Genomic DNA, 17649 nt, shown 5'->3' with positions numbered 1-17649 from the left:
CATATTGATTACCTGAATCCACCGGACCCAAACAGGCAAAAACCGCCCAAAACGCAGCAGCCGTGCGCCTTGGGCGGTTTTTGATTATTTAACTTTCTGCTTCACATTTCCTTGTACCCTGCAGATTGGCGGGGAGCCTCAGCCCTCCGCAGTCCGGGCTTCCGCCCCGGCTTGACTAGCCTGACTCCGGCGCTGACGTGCCGATTTCCGGAAATACAGCAGTTCGTACACAGCCGGGATAACAAACAAAGTCAGCAGCGTGGCTGCGGCTAATCCGCCGACTACGACAATCGCCAGACTTTGCGAAACGATGCTCCCCTCTTTGGAAGGATGGAACAGCAGCGGCAGCATCGCACAGATTGTAGCGATCGCCGTCATCAGAATCGGCCGCATCCGGACGCTGGCTGCTTCCAGAATCGCTTCGCGGATCGTCATATGCTGCTCGTTGTGCCTAATCCGGTCGATCAGCACAATGGCATTGGTTACGACAATGCCAATCAGCATCAGCGCGCCGAACAAGGCGGTGAAATCCGGAGTCACCCGGGATACGATCAGCGCGGCGACGGCTCCGATCGCAGCCAGCGGCAGGGAGAGCATAATCGCAAGCGGAGCCCGCAGTGTCTTGAAGGTCAACACCATAATCAGGTAGACGAGACCGATCGAAATCAGGGCCGTCATGCCCAAATCCTTAAAGTCCCCGGCCTGGTCAGCCGAAGCGCCGCCCAAAGCAAGCGTTACTCCCTCCGGCAGCTGGATTTTGTCCGTTTGCTCCTTGATCCGGCCGCCAACCAGCGACACTTTCTTCGGATCAATTTCGGCGCTGATGCGCAGGTAGGTCTTCCCTTCCTTGTGGTACAGCATAGCCGGCTGATTCTGGACCTCAAACTTGGCCAGCTTGGTGATTTTCACCGGTCCGGAAGCCGTCACCACCGTCAAATCCTGCAGGTCCTGTTCGGATTGCGGCGCTGCCATCGGCTCCAGAAGCACGTTGACCGGATTGTTCCTCCATTCGATAGTTCCGAGCGGCACCGGACGCAGCATCGCTCCAAGCTGCTGGGCCACCTCCTGGCCGTTCGCCAAAGCCGGATCGACTTCAAAGCTGTAGACCGATTTGGTGTCCTTCATATTGTTGGTTACTTTATTGACCCCGTCCAAGCCTTCAATCGCAGCTTGAACCTCATCCCCGACCTTGCTGATAGCCGCATAATCGTCGCCGATGATATCAATGTTCTCCACGGCGGAGCTGCCGCCACTGATCAGGCCGGATGTCGCTGCGGTAAGCGTGGCGCCTTCGTAATCCTTTTTCAGTCCGTTCACATAGTCAACCAGCTTCTCGGCATCCGCCCCTTCTTTGAGAATGACCATCAGATCAACCTGGGTCAGGGAGCTGACGTTGCCGAATTGCGCGCCGTCCGAGCTGTTGCCGGATTGCAGAATGACCGTCTTGGCCTGCTCCTGCTCCATCAGAGTCCGTTCAAGCTGACGGCCTTGATCAAGCACCTCCTTGACCGGCACATCGCTTGGGTAGCTGAGCTGAACCGATACAAAGCTGGCGTCCGAGGAATCAAGCGCTGCCTTAGGCATGAGTACATAAGCGGCAATGGAGCCGGCAAACAGGACCAGCGTCAGAGACAAGGTTACCCACTTGTAGCGGAGATTCCAGTTCAGGAACGAAACGAAACGTCTGGACGGCTCAGGTTCCCGTAAATGCGACTGCTTCAGCATCCAAGAGCTCAGGAGCGGCACCACGGTCAGCGCCACGACCAGGCTGGTCAGCAGCGAATACGTTACGGTGAGCGCAAACGGCAGCAGGAAAGCCTGCAGCGAACCGCGCAGCATCCCCATCGGCAGAAACACCGCAACCGTTGCAATCGTAGAAGACGTGATGGCACCGGCCACTTCTTTGGTTGAGCTGACGATCATGTCCAGCGAGAACTTCTCTTTCTGCAGCCTTCTGAAGATGTTCTCGATCACCACAATGCTGTCGTCCACCAGCCGTCCTACGGCAACCGCCACCGCACCAAGAGTGATGATGTTCAGCGTAATGCCAGACGCTTTAAGCAAATAAAGCGTAACGGCTAGCGACAGCGGAATGGAGATGGCTGTAACCAGCGTGGCCCGCAAATTCCGCAGGAAAAGCAGAATGACGATCGTGGCGAACAAAGCGCCCAGCAGGACCTCTCGCATCATACTGTTAACGGAGTCCACAACCATATCTGAGGTGCTGACCAGCACTTCAACCTGCACCTCACCGGATTCGCTCAGCTTCTCGGCTTCCTTCTGCACTTCTTTGCCGACCTCAACAGCATTGGCATTTGCCTCTTTCGTTACGATCGCAAACAAGACTTCTTTGCCGCCTGACCGGCTGACGCTTTCCTGCTGCTGCTTGAACTGAACGGAAGCCACATCCTCCAGCTTCACCCCGGGGGCTACAGGCAGTTCTTTGAGCATATCCAGGCTGTCAACTGTCGAGGTGACATTGACATTGCCAGCCTGCCCGTTTAGCGTCTGCTCCCCCAGCGAAACCGAAAGGCTGCGGCCCTGGAGCACTGTCATCAATTGGGGATACGTGACATGACGTGCCGCCAGCTTGGCTGCATCAGCGGTTACGCTGACCACGGATTCCGGTTTGCCTCCCAGGCTGACGTTCGCCACCCCTTTAAGCTTCTGAAGCGCCGGGACAATTTCGTCCTCCGCCTTCTGCACGTTTTGCTCCGTTAATCCGTCCTTAAAGGAGATCGTCAGCTCCGACACCGGAATCATCGAGGTGTTCAGCTGCACGACAAAAGGTTTCATTACCCCGTCAGGCAGCGGCACGTTGTCTACCGCCTTCTGTACATCCTGCGCCGCCTGCTTCATATCCGTCTTCGAATCAAAATACAGATTGACCTGAGCGTAACCGTCGCCCGAAGTCGAGAACATTTCTGTTTTGCCCTTGATGGCGCCGACTGCCTGCTCCATCGGTTTCGTGACCTGGCTTTCCATCGTCCCGGCATTCTGCCCCTGTCCCAGCACGGTGACGGTCACCTGCGGATTATCCGCCTCCGGCATAAATTCCATCGGCAAAGTCGTGTAGCTGAACACCCCGATGACCAAAGCCATCGCAATCAGCAGTCCGACTGCAGCTTTGTTGTTAAAAGCCCATTTGGTTAACCTCTCCATTATGTTTCCTGTTCCCCTTCCTCTTCTAAAAAATATTCTGATTTCCTATGTAGGTCCGCCTTGCTCGCTTACTAAGTTTAGAGGAAGCCCCTGCCTGCCAAAACCGCCCTATGGCGGTTCTTGGTCCTGGACCTTGGTCGGAAGGCGGGCAGGTCTCAGGAAGGAAGAAATTTCGGTTATAAATTGTTATAGAGTTGCAACGAGAGAGTGCGAAGTGTATTATGGATACGTGATATCCATATTTCAAACGATCACCTGGGTTAGTCCGTAAGGAAGAAGGAGCTGATTCTTATGCAATTCTCAAAAAGCACCGATTACGCGCTTCACGCGTTGATTCATCTGGCTCTTTCGGAGCGCGAGCACAATATCGGGATCAAAGAGCTGTCAGCCACGCTTGGCGTTTCGGAAAGCTATTTATCCAAAATTATGTCCAAGCTGAGACAGGATGGCATTGTCCGTGCCGTGCCAGGCGTAAAAGGCGGTTATGAGCTGGCCCGCCCGGCCAGTCAGGTGACTTTTCTGCAAGTCATTCAGGTCATTGAGGGCCGGCAGCATTTGTTCGAATGTTCAAACCAGAACTCGCAGCAGCACCGTCTACTGTCGGCAGAACCGGCGGATGCTCATGAAGACGAGCCCTCTTCCGCTCCTGCACGCGGCAGTGAGTGCCTGGTCAAACAAGTGATGGACGGGGCAGAGCGGCAGCTGCATCAATATCTCGAACAACACACGATCCAATCTGTGCTGGACGCTGCGGCGGAAGCTCCTAAATGCGGAGTGCACCAGGCGTAAATCCCGTTTCTTGCAAGGAGTGGAGCACTCCTTTTTACAATTTAATCATGGATATTAAAGATCTATTATATACACAAAATAATAAGGAGCTGAATTTCTATGAACATGGAAAATCAATCATTTGACGTAGTCATCATCGGGGGCGGCCCTGCCGGCTTAAACGCCGCCCTTGTCCTGGGAAGGGCCAGAAAAACGGTGCTGGTTATCGACGAAGGTAAACCCCGCAACCGTGTCACCCGCGAAGCCCACGGCTTCCTTACGCGCGACGGCATCCAGCCTGGGGAATTAAGACGGATTGGCAGGGAACAAATCGCCGTTTATCCGTCTGTTATTTTTGCCGATGATAAGGTGGTTTCGGCTGAGGGAGCGGATGGCCATTTTCAAATTTCAACAGCCTCAAACCAAACCTATCATAGCCGTAAATTGCTGTTCGCCGCCGGGATGAAGGATCGGCCGCTGCCCGTTAAAGGACTTGCCGAGGTTTACGGCACAAGCGCATTTGTCTGTCCTTACTGCGATGGCTGGGAGCTCAGGGATCAACACCTTGTCGTGATAAACAATGGCGCGGAGGCCTTTCATTTCGCACAGCTGATCTCCGGATGGACAAAGCGGTTTACACTCTGCACGAACGGACCCGACGAGCTGTCGGATGAACAGCGTAAGGAGCTGCATGCCCATCAGGTACAGGTCTTCGATTCGCCGATCAAAGAGATCGAGTCCGTGAACGGACAAGTCCGGCAGGTCGTACTCGAGGACGGAACGACAGTTGCTTGCGGGGGGATCTTTTTCAAACCGGATTTGGCTGCCGGGTCGGATCTTCCCAAATCGTTGGGATGTGAGGTTACGGAAACCGATATGGTCGTCGTCGATGAATTCGGGAAAACGACCGTCCCGGGTGTTTACAGCGCCGGAGATGCTGCCTCCCGGGCCCACCAGGCGATTATGGCTGCTTCCGCGGGGGCTTTTGCCGCTGCAGCCCTGAATAACGAGCTGAACATGGAGGCATGGAGACAACATGGATAAAAAGGCAGCGACCGGGGAAACCGGCAGCGATAAGAAAGGAACAGGGGAACTGGATGGAAAACCCGGGAACGGGGCTTTAGCTCTGCTGCAGCCCGCTCCGGGGGAGCGGATTCTCGACGCCGGCTGCGGAACCGGCGATTTAACGGCCGCCATGGCTGCAGCCGGCGCAATCCCGACCGGCATTGACGTGTCCGGGGAAGCCGTGAAACGCGCCGCCCTGAAATATCCGTCGCTGAGCTTCAGGACGGGAGACATACGGCATTACCGGACCAAAGTCCGGTTTGACGCTGTGTTCTCCCATGCGGTGATCCATTGGATTAAGGACGCGCCGGAGGTGATCACTTCGATCAGGCTTGCCCTGCGGGAAGGCGGACGATTTGTGGCCGAATTCGCCGGCAGCGGAAATGTCTCCACGCTGACGGCGGCGATGAAAGAAACGCTGGAGGAAGAAGGTTATGTCTGGGAGGGCCGGAATCCGTGGTATCTGCCTACGGCCGATCAATACGCAGAGCTGCTGGAGCAAAATGGATTCCGGGTAATGGAGGCCCGGCATTTCGATCATCCGACTCCGCTAAAAGCCGGGGTCCGAAAATGGCTGAACAGCTTCTCCCCCTATTTCTTCGCAGATGTCCCGGAAGATGCCAAATCGACCATGTTCGAGGCCATTGAAAATCGGGTTAAGCCGCAGCTGTACCGGGACGGCCAATGGATGGCCGACACCAGCCGGCTGCGCATCGCAGCAATCAAAATCTGACTCGGCAAAGTCGGGCTCATCTGATTCGATCTGATTCGATCTGGTTTGACCTAAATCAATCTGCCGCTGCCGCGTCATAAACCTGCAGGGCGGCCTGGACAGCTTCACCGGCAGGAAGCGGGTGGCCGCTGCGCAGGAGCACGGCTTCAAGCGCACCCAGCAGGTGCAGCACATTGGTTTTGCGGCAGCTGTAGCCCATCGTTCCGATGCGCCAGATTGTTCCCTTGAGCGGGCCGAAGGAGCTGGCGATTTCAATACCGAAGTCGTCCAACAGCTGCGACCTCGCCTTCTCGCCGTCTACCCCGTCCGGGATGCTGACGCAAGTGACGACAGGAAGCTTGCAGGACGGGTCGCCATAGAGGCTAAGCCCCATTCCCCGCAGACCTGCCGTTAAGGCGGCCTCATGAAGGCGGTGACGGGCAAAGCGGCTCTCCAGCCCTTCGTTTAAGGCCAGCCGCAGCCCCTCGTGCAAACCGTACAGCATGGACGTCATCTCGGTGTGATGATTAAGTCTTGCCGGACTCCAGTAATCCTGCAGCTGGCTGAGATCCAGGTAATTGCTTTGAATCCTAGCGGGAAGAGATGCTGCAGGCGAAGCGGCAGACTGGCCAGGCTCGGCCCAAAGCCCGCGCTCCACCCTCTTTCGGGCGTTCAGCTTCCGCTCCGCCCGGTCGTTGTAAGTCACGGGCGCCATGCCGGACGGAACCGACAGACATTTCTGGGTGCCGCCGATTACAGCATCCACCTGCCATTCGTCGGTCCGGACCGGAACTCCGCCGAGCGTAGCGACGGCGTCGATCACCAGCAGGGCGTCCGCCTCCCGGCAGGCTGCCCCGATGCCCTCCATCGGCTGCATCCGCCCGGTGGACGTTTCCCCATGCACCATCGCCACTAGGGCCGGACGATGCTGCCGGATAGCCGCAATGATTTCAGCCGGTTCAAACACCGTTCCCCATTCCTGCTCCATGACCGTGATCTTCGCGCCGCAGCGCTCGGCGATTTCATAAAGCAGGTAGCCGAACCGGCCGTAGATCGGGATCAGCACCTTGTCTCCGGGCTCGATCAGGCTGCCCAGCACCGCCTCAATCCCGGAACGGGAGGTGCCGTCGACCGGATAAGCCCACTGGTTCGAGGTCTGAAACAGCTCGCGCAGCATGCTCATTATCCGGTTCATCAGAGCCGTAAACTCAGGATCGAACTGGCCAAGGATCGGCATGGACAAAGCGCGGAGCACTCTTGGATCCGCCTCGACAGGCCCCGGGGTCATAATGATTCTAGGCGAAGGAGAGAACTCGGCATAAGGTTGGCGATCAAGAGGCAGATCCGGCTTGTGCCGTGGGAGGTGTGACGGTGGCTGGGGTGAGGGTGACACTTGTGTCGATTGTGACTGTGCTAGTTGTGACTGTACTGGTTGTGTTGGTTGTTGCGGTTGTTTTGGTTGTTGTGGCCGTGGCTCCATCATGTCAGCGTTCCCCCTTTTGTTCGTCGTTGTCTCCATAGGCCAGCTCGCGCAGCAAAGCCGCCAGCAGCTCGGTGCCCCGCGCCAAATGCTCAGGCGCGGTGTATTCCTCCGGCGCGTGGCTGATGCCGCCGCGGCTCGGCACAAACAGCATCGCCGCCGGACATACGGCGGCGAGCAGCTGCGCGTCGTGCCCCGCGCCGCTGACCATCCGGCGGCAGGATATGCCGCGGCTGCTGCACAGCCGCTCCAGCCTGCCGCCCAGCCCGGCGTCCATCGGCGCCGGGGCGGTTGCCAGCTGAAGCTGAAGCTCCAGCTTCAGCCCCCTCGCGGCCGCAAGCCCGGCGAAAGCCTCGCTCATGCGGCCGCAAAAGCCCTGCAGCTTCTCCCCCGACTCGTGCCGGATGTCGAGGGAGAAGCTGACCCGCCCCGGAATGACGTTGGAGGTGTTTGGACTCACCTCCAACCGGCCTACGGTGGCGACGAGCGGTGGCCCCTCCTCCAGCGCCATCCGCTCCAGCGCCACCACCATCTCTGCGGCTCCGGCCAGAGCATCGCTGCGCATCCGCATCGGCGTCGTACCCGCATGATTGGTTTCGCCCGTAACTTGGGCTGTATACCGCCGCTGGCCGACAATCGTTTCAACGATGCCGATATCCGCGCCTTCACGCTCAAGCATAATTCCCTGCTCAATATGCAGTTCAAGGTAGGCGCCCAGATCCCGGCGCAGCGGATCGGCCTGCTCCGCCCGTCCAAAGCCGGCCTGCTCCATCGCTTCCTGAAGAGTGACGCCCGCTCCATCCCGAATAGATCCGTAACGCTGCAAATCACGCTCTCCCGTTACACTGCCCGAACCCCAATATGCAAACGGGAAGCGGCTCCCTTCCTCTTCACAAAAGGAGACCACCTCAAGCGTCCGCTTGGGTACACCATAACATTCCTTCAAATAGGAAACGGCCGCCAACGAAGCGGCTATTCCCAAAGCGCCGTCGTATTTCCCGCCCTGCTTTACCGTATCGACATGAGAGCCGGCTGCAACCACCGGGCGCCCGGGCTCGCTCCCCTGCAGTCTGCCATAAAGATTGCCAACCCGGTCAAAGCGGACCTCCAGACCGGCTGCCCGCATCCTTTCCGCAAGAAACAGCTGCGCCTCCAGCCAGGCCGGCGAATACAACAGCCGGGTAATCCCTTCGCCCGGGGCTCCGGCGCCGTACTGCGATAACGAGTCCAGAATGTCGAACATGTATCCTGCCAGAATATCTTGTTCGTTTTCCCCGGATACCCCCCCGCCACCGGCCGGGCTGTCTCCCGGCTGAATAAACTCCTTCTTCATCGGCTCCCCTCCGCTTCTCTGCCTGTGTCAGCTTCAGCATGAACGGATGCCGCACGGGTTAAGGAAGGCTTGCCGGCCGCCCCGCTCCTGTCTGCCCCTTCTTCCCCGCTCTCTAATCCTTCTATCCCTTCCGTCCTTTCCACCCACTCCCTGCCGCCGGGTTTGATCCAGACGCCGCCGCCTGGCGCCGCTGTACCGCCAGCTTCACTGTATATGACATTTCCCCGGCAATAAACGGCACTAACTTTCCCTGAAAAGGTCCGCCCAATATAAGGACTATGCTTGTGCCGGTGCCGCAAATCATCTACGGTCAGCGTATAGGGCTTACCCGGGTCCAAAAGAACGAGGTCGGCGTCATACCCTTCAGCAATCCGGCCTTTGCGCCGGAATCCAAAACGATCAGCCGGATGCGCCGACAACAAAGCGGCGAGCTGATGCAGCGGCAATCCACGTTTGACGCAGCCTTCTTCAAACATCAGCTCAAGACTGCTCTGCGCTCCGGCGATCCCGCCCCATGCTTCGAAATAGCTGCCGCTGGCCGGCTGCTTCATATCGGCCGGGCAGGGCGAATGATCGGAGGCAATCCAGTCGATCTTACCTTCGGCCACCCGCTTCCAAAGCTCCTCCCGGCGCGCTTCATCCCGCAGAGGAGGCGCGCATTTGGCTGCAGGCCCAAGACGCTCCATATCTTCCACTGTCAACGCTAGATAATGCGGACACGTTTCCAGCGTGACATCCAGACCGCGCCTTTTCGCCTCATCAATCAGATCCACCGCCTCCGGCGTGCTGATATGCACAAAATGAAGCCTGCAGCCCGTCTGCTCCGCCAGCTCCAGCGCTTCCGACACGGCTTCCAGCTCGGCTGCGGGGGGCCGGGATGCGGCAAAAGCCCGGGCGTCTAATCGCCCGGCGGCAACCGCCTCCGCCGCTAAGCTGGATGTCATATCCTCACTCTCCGCATGAAGGGCGAGGATGCCGCCAACCGCCGCGATCCGTTTCATGCCTTCATAAAGCGCAGCCCGGTCCACTTCGCGAAACCGCCCTTCGCCTTCTCCGCCCGGATTCGACATAAATGCCTTAAAGCCGATCACCCCGGCTGCGGCCAGCTCTTCAATCCGGTCCAGATACCCCGGCATCAAACCGCCCCAGAAGCTGTAATCCGTCAGCGAATCCTCAGCAGCCAGCCGCTCTTTCATCCGGAGCGCTTCCAGGGTTACCGTCGGCGGATTGCCGTTCAGCGGCATATCTGCATACAAGGTGCAGCCGCCGGCCGCCAGCGCCGCCGAGCCCGTTTCAAAGCCTTCCCAATGACCCAGATTCGGTTCATTGAAATGAACGTGAACATCAATCATGCCCGGCAGCACCAGCTTGCCGGCGGCATCCACGCTGGCTTTGGCCTCGGCGGGGTTCAACTTGTCCCGCAGGACCGCTATTTCCCCGTCCCGGATACCGATATCCAGCCGCCGTGTTTCACCGGGCAGTACGACGCTGCCCCCCTGGATGATCCAGTCCAATTGTCCGCCCATGCTCTCTCCCCCTTAGCTTGGCTTTTCCATCATCGGCTGCGTAATTTATGACAGCCACCAGCTTATGCTTCCGGCCCGGTTCATCAGCTCCCCCGGTATGTGCTGTACCCGCCGGGTGCAGCCAACAGCGGCACATGTACATGTTCATCGGGACCGGCAATGCGAAAGCGGACCGGAACAAGCTCAAGGAAACCGCCCGATGCCTCCTGACCGAAATAACTTCCCACGTCAAACTCCAGCTCATAGAGCCCTGCCTCCATGCTTTCACCGGTTAACAGCGGCTCATCCAGCCGGCCATCGGAATTGGTAACCGCCTCCCGCAGCAGCTGCCTCGCTCCTCCTGAGCTCCCACCTGAGTTCATCAGACCACCATCGTTCAATTTGTATAACGTTACCGCTACCCCCTCCGCCGGCCGGCCGCGCGACAGGTCCAGCACATGAGTAGTAAGTCTGCCCCTCCCCGCCATTTCATTCGCCTCCGGCGGCCGGCGCTTCCGGCTGGACATCGGCCCGGATGACGGTAAAGCCCTGGAAGCCGTATGGCGGACGGGGTTCCGTAAAGACGCCGGGCTGGCCGGGGCTGGCGGGATCCACAATCGTCTCCCAGGTGCGGTTATTGGACTCAAAGCTGACTTCGGCAAGCTGCGGGAACCGAATCAGAATGCGCTGACCGATCAGCCAGATCAGGTGCTGGATGGACGGAGATTGCTCCTCGTAAAACACAGTATGGGCGATATCGCTGATCTGCTCAGCCGCCACATATTTGCCTTTTGCAGCATCTGCCGCTTGTTCAGGGTCCCCATACCGCCAGAAAATGTCGAGAAAAATAAACAAAGGACGGTCATAGCTGTCCGGCAGCGTTGTATATTCGTCCCTCACAAACCCGTAGAACGAGCTGCCGCTCACCTTGATCAGCTGCAGACCGGTCAGTCCCGACCAAGAGGCAAGCACTTCGACATTCCCGTCTCTGCTGACCAGCTCAAGTCCGGCGCTGGCGTGATCGTTATGCGAACGGCGGAAGACCAGCTCATTGCGGACGAACCCGTCTGAGCCGGGTACATCCAGCGCCTGAAACGGCAAGCGGTCTGCGCTGATTTCAGCGGAAGTGATATGCGGATACCGCTGCAGAAAACGGCGGCCAAGGAACAGCAGCAGCCCTTCCGTCGTCCCTCCTTCATATTCGGCGGCATTTCGCAGAAGGAAATTTTTCATGGAATCCGTGGCTACTACAAACGTGTTGCTTCCCTCGGTGAACGAAGCGAGCAGCTTATCGCCGCTGACCGCAAACTTTATATTATGGGCAAAAATAATGTTGCGGTCCCCTTCAAACGCCGATTCGGGCACCGCCGCAACCTGCAGAGGTTTGGCATAAGTACGGTAGACAAGCACATCGCCTTTGCCGTAATAAAGGGTACGTCCGCTGGAATGCTTCAGCATGATCCATCCATCCTTTCCCATTTCCGTTATGCGCCGGTTCTAGCCGGCTATTAATTGGTTTAAGCGGATTTCGGCAATACGGCCGATTTCCCGGAGCGCGGTTTGCCGCTCGGCTTCCGGCTGATGCTGCAGCCGCTCTTCCATAGCAGCCGCAATTTCTTCTTTCGTTCTGCCCGTAACGGCCAAAATAAACGGAAACCCGAATTTGCGTTTATAAGCTTCGTTCAGCTTCGAGAAACGTTCGTATTCTTCCGGCGATAATGAATCAAGTCCGGCCCCCCGCTGCTCTACCGCACTGTAGCTGTCCGTCTTCAGCCGGGTCGCCAGATCGGGATGGGCACAGATCAGCTCCAGAATACGTTCATCCCCGGCAGTGACGACAACCTCAAGCATTTGAGCATACAGCTCCTGCCTGGTCCGAAACGGCGCCTGCCGATAAACCTTTTCGGCCACCCAAGGCGACTTCTCGAAAATCCCTCCGAGCACCCGGATAAACGCCGCCTTCTCCAGCCCGTTGATCTCCTGCAGCGTAATTCCCATCCTCATTTCTCCTTTCTCCCTCGTTTTCCCCCTTTTGCTTCCCCTCTCCGGTCCGCTGCAGGTATATCTGCTGCAAAGCAAGGCCTTATTCCTGTTTTCTGGCCTTATTCACGTCCAACCCCGTTGCGAAGCGGGAGAAAGCCGCCAATCCGGCACTCCACCGTGTCTCCTTCATGGATTTCTACAGAACCCGGAGTACCGGTCATTAAAATGTCGCCGGGCAGCAGCGTCATGAACCGGGAGAAAAACGATAGGATATACGCCGGCGAATAAATCATATTGGCGATATGGCTGCCGCAAGCGATATGCCCGTTCAGCACTGTCTCCACAGTCAGGTCCTGGAGGCTGGTGATTTCATCCGGCGTAACCAGCTCAGGACCCAAGCTGAAGAAGGTATCAAAGCTTTTGGCCCGGCCCAAAAACCGGGGATTGCGGGCGTGAATGTCTTTCTCCGTCATGTCCAGACTGGCGGCGTATCCGCCTACATAATCCAGCGCTTCGGCAGGCGCAACGTTTTTGCAAGCTGTTCCGATAATGATCGCAAGCTCCGCTTCGGCCGTTACCCGCTTCGAACCTTGAGGCAATATAATTATGTCTTCAGGTCCTATCAAAGTTGTGTTCGGCTTCATAAAACAAATCGGCTCTTCCTCGGGACACACCGCCATTTCGGCGGCTTTCTCCGCATAGTTCGCTCCTACACCCCAAATTTTCCCGGGATGCCGGTCAGGCGGCGCGTAACGAACCGACGCAAAAGGTTCGGCAGCAAGCTTCGGGTCCCAGCCCCTGCTTAGCTGATGTTCGTACCAGACCCGGATCTCTTCCAGGAAACCGCCTTTCAAAACGGCGGATAAATGAACCGGCCAGGTCTTGCCCGCGGCTTCGTTGACGGCCGATAGGGCCAGGTACCCCTCCTCAGTTAAGATGGCCGCTTCTTCCGTTCCGTTACGTACTATGGAAACCAGCTTCATGCTCTCACCCCGCCTATTATAGGGAGCTTACCGTCCCTCCCCTAAATGTCGTCTATCGCTTGCGCAGCCCGGTTCTGCCTGGCTCCGCCCCATCTTAGCAGGCCCCTCCAAAGACGTTAAAGGTTCAATCGCAGGTACAAGCTGCTTCTCCACCCAGTTGAGCAGCCTGCCGTCTTGATCCGGGGCGGACAATATCGATAACCCAAGCGGCAGCCCGTCAATCCGGGCCACGGGAAGGGTCACCTGAGGGAAACCGGATAGACCGGCAATACTGGTCAGCTGCATAACCTTGGAGCGCACGTTCTCTGCTGCTTCTCCTTTCGCTCCTGTCCGGGGCGCTCCGCCAGGGGCCGTCGGAATCACCAGCAGGCCGTCCCTTCCAAGCAGCTGCATCAGATTGCTTTGAATACTGCTTCGTTCAGTCCGGCATGCTTCGGCCTGTTCCCGGCTAATCGTCCGTGCCCAGGCAAATCTCCCGGCGATATCCGGACCAAAAACCGGCTTATATTCGGCGATCCACCCCCCGTGTTCTTCCGCGATCTCGAAGCCCTGGATTGTCCGGAAGATCCGTGCCCAGTCCGGCAGTCCAGCATCGGCCAGCCTCCCCCACCGCCCGGCCGCAGCTGCTTGTTCAACCGCCGGGATCAGGCTGCGCAGGACCCGGGAAGCCGCAGAATCCAGCAGACTCCAGGCATCTGAAGGCAAATGGACCTCCAGAAAAGGGAGCCCCAGATTAGGCTGCGGCGCCCCAAGCACCTCGCCGACTCTGCGAAGCACATCCGGGTTCCTGCTCATCCAGCCGACCGTATCGAAGCTGTGCGCCAGCGGAATCACTCCGTGTACGGAGATTCTCCCATGCGTGGGCCTGAAGCCGTAAATTCCGCAATAAGAGGAAGGGATACGCACCGAACCTCCGGTATCCGTGCCCAGCGCAAAGTCGCTGAGCCCTGCAGCCACCGCTGCCGCCGAACCGCTTGAGGAGCCGCCCGGGATACGGTCCGGAGCCGCAGGATTGACCGGGGTCCCGTAGTGGACATTTTCTCCACTCAGGCTGTACATCAGCTCATCCGTATGGGTCATCCCCTTCAGCGCGGCGCCCGAACCCAGCAGCGCCTCGATAACCGGAGCCGTATAGCCGGAAGGATCGTGGGTCCGGAGCCAAGCCGGATTCCCCGCCGCATTCCGGTGGCCTTTCACAGCAAACACATCTTTAACGGCAAAAGACAAACCCTCGAGTCTCCCGCCGCTTTGCGGTTGTATATTCAGATCTTTTTGGATATATGCGTTCCACTGATCGGCGTGGTCCATGTTCATCTCCAAGGCGCACCTCCTGCGGGAGTATTGTCCTTCCAAAGCTAGGACTCCCATAAATACGTGTGACTTTTTATAACATATTCATGAATGAAGGCACAGTGCTTAAACCCGATTTTTATGCCTATGCACAAAATCAGCAGCATAAGCCGGAATTTTTGACAAGATGCCGGCTTTTTTTAAGTTAATGAGATTCATACTCCCCTGCTATCCCCCTTGATACAGCTTGAATTTTGATTTTTTGTTTAGTCTCTGTCATATAAGCTGACATTTTACTAGCCTACAGAAGGCTGCTGCCGTATAATTAATGATTAAAAACCTCTATGTATTGACCCCAAAAGATTTGTTGACCTTCTGATGAAAGGTGGACTCCCCATGTACATGACCGTTGAAGAGGCGCTTTCCATATATCCGCTGTCGGAAGGAAATTTAGTTGCCGGCAAAACCGGCCTGCGGCGAATCGTGAAATCCGTGAATGTCATGGATGCTCCGGATATTGCCGATTGGGTCCATGAAGGAGAAGTTCTGTTCACTACCGCTTATTTAATCAAGGATCATCCCGAAGAAGGGGCGGCGCTTGTCGGCAAGCTTGCCCGCAAAGGAGCGGCTGCTCTTGGCATCAAGCTTGGCCGGTTCTGGACTGAAATTCCCGAGACGATCTTGCAGGAGGCGGACCGGATCGGTTTTCCGATCATTGAGCTGCCTTATCCCTTCACCTTCTCCGATCAGATGAACGGTTTATTCAGGGCCGAATTGAACCAAACAACCCTGGCGCTCAAACATCTTGTAGAGAAGCAGCAGGCACTGCTCCGGTTTGCCTTGGGTGGCAAAAAACTGAATTTCTTCGAAGAACTCGCATCCATCCTGGATTGCCCGATGGCCGTAATTCGTTCTGACAAGCGGGTTCTGTTCAGCAGTATGGCTGCCGAGGAAAGCGAGCTGCTCAAGACATGGCCATGGAAACCTCATCCCCATACCCGGCGGAGCGAAACCGGCCAAAGACTGCTTCTATTCCCTTTAGCTGATAAACATCAACAATGGAATGGTTTTGCCGTCTTCCAAAGGCAGGCGGACGGGGCAACCAAAGAAGAAGAGCGGCTGCTCGCCCAGGCAGCTGAATGGATCGCTTATCATCTGGAAGAGCTGGAGGTCAGCCGCAAGGATCATGATGATCATCAGCTGGCCTGGCTTGTCCAATGTTATCTCAACCGGGATATTTCAATTGAAGCTGTGCTGGGGTATGCCCGCGATATGCAGACTAATTTGATGGAAGAGCCCTTCCTGTGCCTGTGGACCACTCCGCTGCCTTCCATGACCGATCCGGCTTCGGTCCGCTCCGTGCTCCGGGGAATTCGCCAGGAATTTCAATACCACCCCAGCCTTAAGGGAATGGCACAGCTGCAGGTAGAAATGGAAGAAGGACTGCTCTCCATCGTACCTTGTCAGAACGTAAGCGAGGTTCAGCGGCTCGCCAGTCTGCTCCCTCAGCTGTTCTCTTCTCAGGCAGACGAGCAGGCAGGCAAACCGGCCGGAAGCTACTGCTATTTTTATATCAGCAATCTGAAGCACAAGCCCGTTCAATTAGCCGAGGCTTATCAGGAATGCCTCAGCGCTGCCGACACAGCCAGACGGCTGAATCTGAACCGGCGTGTCGTCGATTACCGCAGTATCGAGTTCGCTGACCTTTTTACCGGGCTGCCCGTCAATAAAATGCGTCAATTCAGCGCCCGTCTGCTGGCTCCCATTTGGGAACGGCCCCCCGAGGCCGCTGAGGAAATGCTGACTACCCTGCGCCTATATCTCCATCACAACGGCCAGACCGCCGAAGCGGCTAAAGACATGTTTGTTCACCGCAATACGGTGGCCTACCGCCTGGAGAAAATCGGAGAGCTGCTTGGTCTTGATCTGCGGAACTATGAACATCTGCTGAAGCTGAAGCTGGCTCTCCTGTTTGAGGATTTCCTGGAGCGGGAACCTGTTTCTTAATCCCTGCCCCTTGCCTTTTTCCCGTACGGGAAATCAGCTGGAAATCAGCACAAAAAAGCCGTTCCCAGTCCGGCAGCTAACCGGTTCAGGAACGGCTTTCTTGATTTTGTTTATAGGACGTCATGTCATTGACATTGGCCCCTTCCTTTCATTTACAGCTTGCAGCCGTCATCCGTACAGGTCGCCTCAGAATCGGCTCCAAGAACGGTAAACGGTTGGCTTTCTTCCCAGGCTTTCTGAAGGGCCTGCATAAACACTTCCTCCGGCTGAGCGCCCGAGACGGCAAATTTACGATCAAATACAAAAAACGGAACGCCAGTTATGCCGAGTTTGCCGGCTTCCTCTTCATCCATTCGCACCTCGGCTGCATAAGCGTCTCCTTCGAGCACCTGCTTGGCCTCTTCGCGGGATAACCCTACCTCTGAAGCAAGCTCGGCCAATACCTCGTGGTCCGCAATAGATTTGGATTCCGTAAAGACCGCGCTGAACAGCCGTTCGCTCATCTCTTTCATTTTCCCCAAGGAAGCGGCCCAGTGGGTCAAACGAAGCGCATCAAACGAATTGGTCGGCACCATGGTTTCCATGTTGTAGGTCAGACCGGCCGTGCGCGCATTAGCTGTCATCTGTTCATTCATCGCTTTGGCTTGTTCAACACTGACGCCGAATTTGGCTGCCAGCTCCTCCGCAATGGATTTGCCGCTATTCACTTCAGCCTGCGGATTTAACTCGAAGCTGCGAAAGCGGATTGCGATTTCCTCGTGATGACCGAAACGCTGTATGGCTGTTTCCAGTCTGCGTTTCCCGATATAACAAAAAGGACACATATAATCCGACCAAATCTCAATGTTCATTCCCAATTCCTCCAGTCGTCGTTCTTAACCGCTCATTCGCGTGGCTCCGGCTTCTTCAGTGTCTTCTGCATGGACCAATGCGGGAGGCCTATTTCCGTATAAGGCTCTCCGTACCGGACATATCCCAGCTTTTCATAGAAAGGAACCGCGGTCAAGCGGGCATGCAGAATGATCTTCCGGACCTCCTTAAGTATAGCCGTTCGCTCCGCAAAGGCAACCAGCTGTCTGCCAATCCCTTGGCCCTGCCGGCTTCCATCGACCGCTACCTGCTTCATCTGCAGCGTATCCTCATCGACTTTGCGCAGCAGCAGTACACCAGCCGGCGCTGAGTCCTGGCGGGCCAGGATATGGAGATCCTCTTCCTCGGCCTTCAGGTCATCCTTATATATACTCATTCCAAGAGGTTTCCGGAGAATCCGATCCCTCAGCTCCAGCGCCTGTTCATAAGCCGGCGAACCCCACGGGATAATCTCCAGCTCCAGCCCCTTATCGTCAGATTGCCGCATTCTG

The 17649-nt window shown here is 56.8% G+C and carries 15 protein-coding genes; 4 read left to right on the top strand and 11 right to left on the bottom strand.

Annotated features, from left to right (window positions below):
- Window positions 1-138 precede the first annotated feature (138 nt).
- Window positions 139-3162 (bottom strand): efflux RND transporter permease subunit, encoded by a 3024-nt coding sequence (locus AWM70_RS00960; RefSeq protein ID WP_068693558.1) that lies wholly within the window; start codon window positions 3160-3162, stop codon window positions 139-141.
- A gap of 291 nt (window positions 3163-3453) precedes the next feature.
- On the opposite strand from AWM70_RS00960, the gene AWM70_RS00955 reads away from it, so the two are divergent.
- The 3 genes from AWM70_RS00955 to AWM70_RS00945 all read left to right on the top strand — a co-directional run bounded on the left by AWM70_RS00955 (window position 3454) and on the right by AWM70_RS00945 (window position 5728).
- Window positions 3454-3951 (top strand): RrF2 family transcriptional regulator, encoded by a 498-nt coding sequence (locus tag AWM70_RS00955; protein ID WP_068693556.1) that lies wholly within the window; start codon window positions 3454-3456, stop codon window positions 3949-3951.
- A 105-nt stretch (window positions 3952-4056) separates the two neighbouring features.
- Window positions 4057-4974 (top strand): NAD(P)/FAD-dependent oxidoreductase, encoded by a 918-nt coding sequence (locus AWM70_RS00950; RefSeq protein WP_068700227.1) that lies wholly within the window; start codon window positions 4057-4059, stop codon window positions 4972-4974.
- Complete coding sequence (locus AWM70_RS00945) at window positions 4967-5728, top strand: class I SAM-dependent methyltransferase (protein WP_068693554.1); 762 nt, start codon at window positions 4967-4969, stop codon at window positions 5726-5728. Before AWM70_RS00950 ends, AWM70_RS00945 begins: the two co-directional genes overlap by 8 nt.
- A 55-nt stretch (window positions 5729-5783) precedes the next feature.
- On the opposite strand, the gene AWM70_RS00940 is transcribed toward AWM70_RS00945, so the two are convergent.
- The 8 genes from AWM70_RS00940 to AWM70_RS00905 form a co-directional block, all read right to left on the bottom strand.
- The gene (locus AWM70_RS00940) at window positions 5784-6995 is read right to left on the bottom strand and encodes a pyridoxal-phosphate-dependent aminotransferase family protein (protein WP_068693552.1); all 1212 of its coding nucleotides are present in this window, start codon (window positions 6993-6995) and stop codon (window positions 5784-5786) included.
- A gap of 196 nt (window positions 6996-7191) precedes the next feature.
- Window positions 7192-8520, bottom strand: a complete 1329-nt coding sequence (locus AWM70_RS00935) for a Zn-dependent hydrolase (RefSeq protein ID WP_068693550.1) — start codon at window positions 8518-8520, stop codon at window positions 7192-7194.
- Window positions 8517-10046, bottom strand: a complete 1530-nt coding sequence (locus AWM70_RS00930) for an allantoinase (RefSeq protein WP_068693548.1) — start codon at window positions 10044-10046, stop codon at window positions 8517-8519. The genes AWM70_RS00935 and AWM70_RS00930 overlap by 4 nt, the downstream gene beginning before the upstream one ends.
- A gap of 83 nt (window positions 10047-10129) precedes the next feature.
- On the bottom strand, window positions 10130-10513 hold the full coding sequence (gene uraH / locus AWM70_RS00925; protein ID WP_068693546.1) for a hydroxyisourate hydrolase: 384 nt from the start codon (window positions 10511-10513) through the stop codon (window positions 10130-10132).
- 1 nt (window position 10514) lies between these two features.
- A complete protein-coding gene (pucL, locus tag AWM70_RS00920; protein ID WP_068693544.1) occupies window positions 10515-11483 on the bottom strand; it encodes a factor-independent urate hydroxylase in 969 nt (322 codons plus the stop codon).
- Window positions 11484-11522: 39 nt separating this feature from the next.
- Window positions 11523-12023 (bottom strand): 2-oxo-4-hydroxy-4-carboxy-5-ureidoimidazoline decarboxylase, encoded by a 501-nt coding sequence (gene uraD, locus AWM70_RS00915; protein WP_083180077.1) that lies wholly within the window; start codon window positions 12021-12023, stop codon window positions 11523-11525.
- A 104-nt stretch (window positions 12024-12127) separates the two neighbouring features.
- A complete protein-coding gene (locus AWM70_RS00910; RefSeq protein WP_068693542.1) occupies window positions 12128-12991 on the bottom strand; it encodes a fumarylacetoacetate hydrolase family protein in 864 nt (287 codons plus the stop codon).
- A 27-nt stretch (window positions 12992-13018) separates the two neighbouring features.
- Entirely contained in the window at window positions 13019-14305 is a 1287-nt protein-coding gene (locus tag AWM70_RS00905) for an amidase (RefSeq protein ID WP_068693540.1), read from the bottom strand.
- A gap of 372 nt (window positions 14306-14677) precedes the next feature.
- On the opposite strand from AWM70_RS00905, the gene AWM70_RS00900 reads away from it, so the two are divergent.
- The gene (locus AWM70_RS00900; protein ID WP_068693539.1) at window positions 14678-16288 is read left to right on the top strand and encodes a PucR family transcriptional regulator; all 1611 of its coding nucleotides are present in this window, start codon (window positions 14678-14680) and stop codon (window positions 16286-16288) included.
- A 152-nt stretch (window positions 16289-16440) separates the two neighbouring features.
- Here the strand turns inward: AWM70_RS00900 and AWM70_RS00895 are convergent, their stop codons facing one another.
- Window positions 16441-17139, bottom strand: a complete 699-nt coding sequence (locus AWM70_RS00895; protein ID WP_068693538.1) for a DsbA family oxidoreductase — start codon at window positions 17137-17139, stop codon at window positions 16441-16443.
- 32 nt (window positions 17140-17171) lie between these two features.
- Complete coding sequence (locus AWM70_RS00890) at window positions 17172-17645, bottom strand: GNAT family N-acetyltransferase (RefSeq protein ID WP_068693537.1); 474 nt, start codon at window positions 17643-17645, stop codon at window positions 17172-17174.
- Between the last annotated feature and the right edge of the window lie 4 nt (window positions 17646-17649).

The organism is Paenibacillus yonginensis (assembly GCF_001685395.1).
GTDB classification, from domain to species: Bacteria; Bacillota; Bacilli; order Paenibacillales; family Paenibacillaceae; genus Fontibacillus; species Fontibacillus yonginensis.
This window is presented reverse-complemented; position numbering and strand designations above follow the sequence as displayed.

Bases quoted from the DNA above. Each gene is read 5' to 3' on its own strand.
- AWM70_RS00960 (WP_068693558.1), bottom strand. From the start codon at position 3,162: ATGGAGAGGTTAACCAAATGGGCTTTTAACAACAAAGCTGCAGTCGGA.
- AWM70_RS00955 (WP_068693556.1), top strand. From the start codon at position 3,454: ATGCAATTCTCAAAAAGCACCGATTACGCGCTTCACGCGTTGATTCAT.
- AWM70_RS00950 (WP_068700227.1), top strand. From the start codon at position 4,057: ATGGAAAATCAATCATTTGACGTAGTCATCATCGGGGGCGGCCCTGCC.
- AWM70_RS00945 (WP_068693554.1), top strand. From the start codon at position 4,967: ATGGATAAAAAGGCAGCGACCGGGGAAACCGGCAGCGATAAGAAAGGA.
- AWM70_RS00940 (WP_068693552.1), bottom strand. From the start codon at position 6,995: ATGACCCCGGGGCCTGTCGAGGCGGATCCAAGAGTGCTCCGCGCTTTG.
- AWM70_RS00935 (WP_068693550.1), bottom strand. From the start codon at position 8,520: ATGAAGAAGGAGTTTATTCAGCCGGGAGACAGCCCGGCCGGTGGCGGG.
- AWM70_RS00930 (WP_068693548.1), bottom strand. From the start codon at position 10,046: ATGGGCGGACAATTGGACTGGATCATCCAGGGGGGCAGCGTCGTACTG.
- uraH (WP_068693546.1), bottom strand. From the start codon at position 10,513: ATGGCGGGGAGGGGCAGACTTACTACTCATGTGCTGGACCTGTCGCGC.
- pucL (WP_068693544.1), bottom strand. From the start codon at position 11,483: ATGCTGAAGCATTCCAGCGGACGTACCCTTTATTACGGCAAAGGCGAT.
- uraD (WP_083180077.1), bottom strand. From the start codon at position 12,023: ATGGGAATTACGCTGCAGGAGATCAACGGGCTGGAGAAGGCGGCGTTT.
- AWM70_RS00910 (WP_068693542.1), bottom strand. From the start codon at position 12,991: ATGAAGCTGGTTTCCATAGTACGTAACGGAACGGAAGAAGCGGCCATC.
- AWM70_RS00905 (WP_068693540.1), bottom strand. From the start codon at position 14,305: ATGAACATGGACCACGCCGATCAGTGGAACGCATATATCCAAAAAGAT.
- AWM70_RS00900 (WP_068693539.1), top strand. From the start codon at position 14,678: ATGTACATGACCGTTGAAGAGGCGCTTTCCATATATCCGCTGTCGGAA.
- AWM70_RS00895 (WP_068693538.1), bottom strand. From the start codon at position 17,139: ATGAACATTGAGATTTGGTCGGATTATATGTGTCCTTTTTGTTATATC.
- AWM70_RS00890 (WP_068693537.1), bottom strand. From the start codon at position 17,645: ATGCGGCAATCTGACGATAAGGGGCTGGAGCTGGAGATTATCCCGTGG.